Origin of the sequence: Blautia sp. 1001283B150304_161114_C9 (genome assembly GCF_015668165.1) — a bacterium.
In the GTDB taxonomy this organism is placed as follows: domain Bacteria; phylum Bacillota; class Clostridia; order Lachnospirales; family Lachnospiraceae; genus Blautia_A; species Blautia_A wexlerae.
Window position 1 is genome coordinate 1 of sequence record NZ_JADPGO010000069.1, and the last position, 4523, is coordinate 4523.

Annotated in this window: 7 protein-coding genes; all 7 read left to right on the forward strand. The window is 37.9% G+C overall.

What is annotated here, in order from left to right; all coding sequences use genetic code 11:
- Window positions 1–84 precede the first annotated feature (84 nt).
- Window positions 85–399 carry a hypothetical protein gene (locus I4V44_RS17120; RefSeq protein ID WP_243100892.1) on the forward strand — a complete coding sequence of 105 codons (315 nt, stop codon included), beginning with the start codon at window positions 85–87 and terminating at the stop codon, window positions 397–399.
- Window positions 400–448: 49 nt separating this feature from the next.
- On the forward strand, window positions 449–667 hold the full coding sequence (locus I4V44_RS17125; protein WP_055054355.1) for a hypothetical protein: 219 nt from the start codon (window positions 449–451) through the stop codon (window positions 665–667).
- A 438-nt stretch (window positions 668–1105) separates the two neighbouring features.
- Window positions 1106–1327, forward strand: a complete 222-nt coding sequence (locus I4V44_RS17130; protein WP_330610675.1) for a hypothetical protein — start codon at window positions 1106–1108, stop codon at window positions 1325–1327.
- Between the two features lie 99 nt (window positions 1328–1426).
- Window positions 1427–3349: an ATP-binding protein gene (locus I4V44_RS17135; RefSeq protein WP_118588288.1), complete on the forward strand. Its 1923-nt coding sequence runs from the start codon at window positions 1427–1429 to the stop codon at window positions 3347–3349.
- A 193-nt stretch (window positions 3350–3542) separates the two neighbouring features.
- Complete coding sequence (locus I4V44_RS17140) at window positions 3543–3710, forward strand: S-adenosylmethionine synthetase N-terminal domain-containing protein (RefSeq protein WP_118588284.1); 168 nt, start codon at window positions 3543–3545, stop codon at window positions 3708–3710.
- A gap of 69 nt (window positions 3711–3779) precedes the next feature.
- A complete protein-coding gene (locus tag I4V44_RS17835) occupies window positions 3780–3914 on the forward strand; it encodes a hypothetical protein (protein WP_271724996.1) in 135 nt (44 codons plus the stop codon).
- Window positions 3902–4072, forward strand: a complete 171-nt coding sequence (locus I4V44_RS17145; RefSeq protein WP_008371604.1) for a helix-turn-helix domain-containing protein — start codon at window positions 3902–3904, stop codon at window positions 4070–4072. Before I4V44_RS17835 ends, I4V44_RS17145 begins: the two co-directional genes overlap by 13 nt.
- Window positions 4073–4523: the final 451 nt, after the last annotated feature.

Below are 4523 nucleotides of genomic sequence, written 5' to 3' on the forward strand. Positions count from 1 at the left end.
TATCATCAAAAGCATACTCGTTGAAGTAGGAATGGAACATAGAAGTTTATAACTTTTTATAAGTTTTCAGTAACGGAGAATGATATGAGTAAAAAAGGATATAGCAAATCAGGATTATTTAGCTGCATCAACCATTATAATGCAAATGGAAAGAAGGTAGGTGAGAGTCGACCGGGATTTTTTGGCAGTATGAATGATTATGATGCTAATGGTAATAAAATCGGACATAGTTCTCCGTCTTTTTTGGGAGGCATGAATCACTACGATAATAATGGTCACAAAGTAGGCGAGAGCCGTCCTGGATTCTTTGGCAGCATGAAGCATTATGATAATAAGGGGAATAAGCAGGGACATAGTGAGCCAGGATTGTTTGGTGGATATAATCATTACGATGAATAAGAACTGTAAAGGCGGTACAGATATGGCACAGTAGAAAGAAGGCGATAGTATGGGATTGTTCAAAAAGAAAAACGTTAAAAAATCTTATGATAGAGAATGTATGAAACCAGTAATTCGTGCAAGTATTTGCACAGGTGAGCAGGTGGCAGGATTCAAAGATATGCAGACTGGAAAACTGGAAGAAATCATGCTGATCAAGTCTCCCAAGGATTTAGATGACTTTAAAAATATGTTTGGGATAACAGAAGAAATCGAGAAAGAATACTGAATGAGGATAAATATGCAGAGGGCGGATAAAAACTATAAGGATTTAAAACAAAAACAAAAAAGTGTAATAGCCGATAAAACATACAGTATGTATTCAGATTTTTCTTTATTGCAGGTTACACTTCCGGAGGTACACCATATGGTGTCACCTGGGAAGAAATGGGGATGAAACCATGGGAAGATTTGGAAGAAAATGAGTAAACAGATAAGCGTAAAAAATCTGGAACTGTATCAAAAAAACAGCAAGACGTACGCTTATGTCCATGCGGTATAACAGGATTATATCCTATGGACGTGGTGCTTTGCCAAAACTGATAGAAAAATCAACGGAGGTTATGACGCCTTCAAATTTAAACCGGGTGCTGCTGTTGCAGTAGCAAGAAGAGGAGGAACCACGGCAGCTCTTGATGGGATCAATAAATATTTTGGGATTGCACAGATGCCAGTCGCCGGTTCTACCTATTGGAACATGGTACATGGTCTTTACGGAGAAGAAGCTTCTCAGGATGAAGAAGGTATGCAGACCATGCGGAATCTTGCACGAAACATGATTTGGATGATGCGCTGTTTTAAACTTGGAAGAGAGAGCGGTATTTTGTATCCGGAAACAGAAACTGATGCTTGTACCAATTTTATTAAACGAAGTGATACGTTACGTTAAGCCGATGGCTTTAATTGGAAGTTTTGGAATTAAAAACTGTATGAAAATGTGCTATGATAAAATTGATAAATTAGGATTTAGAGGATGTGAATGAGCAGCATGAAGAAAACAAAAGAAGGAATTAATTTGAAAAAACTCCTTAGGCTGAAGAATACAGGCAGTATCTTTGTGATTGCGGGGCTTTTGATGATTTTTGTAATAGCGTCGTACACATATATTCTGCAAAGTTCTTACACTAAGACCGCCCTTGAAACAGAAATCACACGTGACACAGCGAGTGCAGATGCAGTACACAAACTTGTGGATGGAAGAATCGGCAAAGAAGATTTTGATCAAATCAAAGATCAATCTGATGAAAAGAAGCAATTATATAAGGATATTTCTTCATATTTCAATGAAATCAGAACACTGAATTCTACTCGATATATTTACACCGCTAAAAAAAATGAAGAAGGAAAACTCGTTTATGTGGTAGACGGTTTGGATCCGGATGCGGATGATGTAAGACACCCTGGAGATTATATTGAGGAAGAAATGGTTCCGTATATTGATAGGGCTATTTCTGGGGAGAATGTGTACTCTCAGGATATCATTGATACAACATGGGGTCCGATTTTTACGGCTTGCTATCCTGTAAGCGCAAATCTTGATGGGACAGGAGAAATCATTGGCGCATTTTGCATTGAAATGGATATGCAATCAGCTTATGGAATGGTTGAAAAGACGAATCATATTTCCATCATCTGCGGTTTAGTCGCAGGAGCTATATTGCTTTTAATTTGTCTATATACCTATTATGTTTACCAGAAAAGCAAGGCAGAAGAGCAAAAACAAAAACAATTATTAATGACCGCCGCTGAGGAAGCAGATGCTGCCAACAAAGCAAAATCTGCGTTTTTGCTTAGTATTAGCCATGACATCAGAACGCCGATGAATGCCATTATTGGATTTACAAACATTGCGCTTCACCAGAACACGGTTTCAGATATTCATGATAGCTTGGAGAAAGTTCAAAAAAGTTCGAATCATCTTCTCTCTTTGTTGAATGACGTTCTGGATTTTACTCGCATTGAAAGTGGAAAAGTTACTATTTCGCCCGAGCCAATGGACATTACTCAATTGACAGATAACGTCCAGGCGATTATGAATGGACTTCTTTATAATCGAGATCTTAAGTTTGAAGTACATCGAGAAATCTCAAAGAACCCATATGTCCTTGCGGATGTTGTGCGTATCCGAGAAGTTTTGGTGAATCTGCTTGGCAATGCTGTGAAATTCACAAAGGACGGCGGAAAGATTACTTTGGATATCAGCAGTTACCCAGGAGCGGATGAGAAACATATCATAACTCGTTATGTTGTTCGAGATAACGGTATTGGCATGAGCGAAGAGTTCCAGAAAAAATTATTCGATCCGTTTTCACAAGAAGATGATGCTAATGCCAGAACCCAATATAAGGGAACCGGTCTTGGTATGGCCATCACAAAAAAATATGTGGATATGATGGGTGGTTCAATTGCTGTTGAGAGCAAAAAAGGTGTAGGTACTACATTCACTGTGGAGATTCCACTGGAGTTGCCAGAACAGGTTATTCAATCAGAACAAAAACAACCTCTACATAGAGATTTGACAGGTGTTCATGTTCTTATGGCAGAGGATAATGATCTAAATGCTGAACTTGCTACGATAATGCTGGAAGATGCCGGTATGACCGTAACACGCGCATCAGATGGGAAAGAAGTCGTGAATTTGTTTAAAAATCATCCACGAGACACATACGATCTTATTTTGATGGATATTATGATGCCAAACATGGATGGACACCAAGCAGCAAAAGCCATTCGAGCCTTGGGTATAGAGCGGTCCGATGCAGTTACGATTCCAATTGTAGCTTTGTCTGCAAATGCTTTTATAGATGATATTCAGGAATCCCTGGATTCAGGCATGAATGACCATATTTCCAAGCCGATTAACATGGAGGAATTAATCGATACTATCACTAAATACATTAAACACGATTAGGAAAACAAAGAAGTTAATTCTGATGAAAAGTTTGCACTGGTCTTGCACTGACTTTTCTCTTTTGATGTGATATTATTATAATCGCCAGAAAAGCAATGAGGGTCTACGGAGTTTTCCGTAGGCTCTTTTTTCTTGGCCGGATGCGTCTTTCATCCTTTCACGCATCCGTACATACGAAAGGAGGATTTTTTTTATGATTTTTACGAGTGAGCAGGTTTCATGCGGGCACCCGGATAAAATCTGCGACCAGATTTCGGATGCCATTGTTACCGCCTGCCTGTCCCATGACAGAAACAGCCGTGTGGCAGCAGAGTGCATGATTAAAGATTATGAGGTCATCATTGCCGGAGAGAGGAGCTGATTTGGGTGTAAGATAAACAATAAAGCCTGGTAGATGATTTTAAAAGATCATTTACCAGGTGTTTTTTTTGTGAAAATCTTAGAAAACAATAACAAATCAAACAGCCTAGAAGAAAACTTAATTTTGGTTGAAACTATTCCGATAAAAGAATATACTTATAATAGGCTTGTTGTATCGTTTGGAGGAAAATTATGGATTATATAACAACGATTGAAATGTCAAAAATATGGGGAATTTCATCTAGAAGAATTTCTCTTTTATGTAGCCAGGGAAGAGTGCCTGGAGCAGAGAAAAAGGGAAAGACTTGGCTAATACCAAAAGATGCGGTAAAGCCAACAGATCCTCGAAAGAAAAATAGATGACGTATTGGAGATTATAATGCTTATGGGAAGACCAGAACATTGGCATATTTTAAGGATAAAATTTGTGAAATAAAGAATAAGCTTGTGAAGGCTATTTTTTATTATATAACAGTAATTATGCTGGTATTGGATCCAATATATTTGTGTTTACTCAGTGGAGCATTTGGTGGTGGAGATGTAAACGGAATCCTTTATTTAATGCCACAGGCATGGATATGGACGATTTTTGCCTTCATATTACTTTTTAACAACTGTAGCAAGAATTCCCTTACCTCTATAGGTGATGGGATGAATTGCACATTCGAGCATGTCTGCTCAAATTCATAAAAAATCGCAAAAACACTTGTTCTGATACAATAAATATATTATAATAGAAAAAGAACAATATGCTCTTGAAATTTGGACGGTCGAAATAAGCAATAAGTGAGTGTACATAATGAGTTTAGATAAT

Bases quoted from the DNA above. Each gene is read 5' to 3' on its own strand.
- I4V44_RS17120 (WP_243100892.1), top strand. From the start codon at position 85: ATGAGTAAAAAAGGATATAGCAAATCAGGATTATTTAGCTGCATCAAC.
- I4V44_RS17125 (WP_055054355.1), top strand. From the start codon at position 449: ATGGGATTGTTCAAAAAGAAAAACGTTAAAAAATCTTATGATAGAGAA.
- I4V44_RS17130 (WP_330610675.1), top strand. From the start codon at position 1,106: ATGCCAGTCGCCGGTTCTACCTATTGGAACATGGTACATGGTCTTTAC.
- I4V44_RS17135 (WP_118588288.1), top strand. From the start codon at position 1,427: ATGAAGAAAACAAAAGAAGGAATTAATTTGAAAAAACTCCTTAGGCTG.
- I4V44_RS17140 (WP_118588284.1), top strand. From the start codon at position 3,543: ATGATTTTTACGAGTGAGCAGGTTTCATGCGGGCACCCGGATAAAATC.
- I4V44_RS17145 (WP_008371604.1), top strand. From the start codon at position 3,902: ATGGATTATATAACAACGATTGAAATGTCAAAAATATGGGGAATTTCA.